1 protein-coding gene is annotated in these 1,118 nt (G+C 63.1%); it reads left to right on the top strand.

Annotation, left to right across the window (positions count from 1 at the left end; translation table 11 throughout):
- Nucleotides 1-100: 100 nt before the first annotated feature.
- Nucleotides 101-1,118 (top strand): VWA domain-containing protein (locus A3730_RS05780; RefSeq protein ID WP_063537690.1); only part of this gene is annotated, 1,018 nt, incomplete at its 3' end.

Here is a 1,118-nt window from a genome sequence, read left to right as displayed (position 1 = left end):
AGGTGGCAGATACGCTCAATCTGGTTTTAAAAACCGAGCAAGACGTGACCCTGGCACGGGAGCTGTTGCCTGCCTGGTTGCGCAAGCTGGGCAAACGCTGATGCCGGTCCGTCGCCTTTCAGAATTTGTGCAGGCGCTGCGGGGAGCGGGGTTGCGAATATCGCCGGACGAGGCCAGCCAGGGCATGGATGCGGCTGCACTGGTGGGCTATCAAGGGCGACAACGCTTTCACGATGCCCTGGCGATGACGCTGGTGAAGCGCGAAGACGATCGCCCTGCGTTTGAGGAAACCTTTGCGCGTTTCTTTGCGGTGACGCCCGGCGCGGCGGCGGCCACATCGAACAACAGCGCCATGCCCGAACCCGTTGAGGAGGCGGGCGAGGCGGGTGAATCTTCCCAGGGCGATGATGGGCTGGCGGGCGACGACAACCTGACGGCACAAACCCCTGCCGAGCTGGAGCAGCGGCTGGCTGAGGCCGCAGCACAAATGGATTTCACCCAGATGGAGGTGATTACCCAGCAGGGCCTGTATACCCGTCGCCTGCTGATGAACATGGGGATGGGGGCGGTGGATGACCGCATTCTGCAGCTGGATCAGGGCGATGCGCCCCGCCAGGCGCGGGCGGAGGCGCTGCGCCAGTGGCGACGGGAAGTGCGTGAGCAGGCCGCCGGCCATGTGCGGCGCCAGTTTTTGCTGCATGGTGCAGGCAAGGGGAGGGCGTTGCGGGAACAGACCATGCGTGCGGTGCCGTTTCGGCATTTGCGTGAATTCCAGGAAGTGAAAACCCTGGTGCGCCGCATGGCTCGGCGCCTGGCCAGTCTGCATCAGCGGCGCATGAAGAAAAGCCGGCGCGGCATGCTGGATGCCCGGCGCACCCTGGTGGCCGGTATTCGTCACGATGGGGTTCCTGCCCGATTGCACTGGCGTCAGCGGCCTGTGCAGAAAAGCCGGGTGATGGTGATTTGTGATGTGTCCAGTTCGGTGAGCGATGCGGCCCGTTTCCTGCTCCAGTTTCTCTATGCCATGAATGATGTGCTGCCACGGGTGCGTAGCTTTGCGTTTGCCTCTCGTTTTGATGAAATCAGCGAGGACTTTCAGCGCTACAGCCCGGACGTGG

It is taken from the genome of Alcanivorax sp. HI0044, from assembly GCF_001634945.1.
This window is presented reverse-complemented; position numbering and strand designations above follow the sequence as displayed.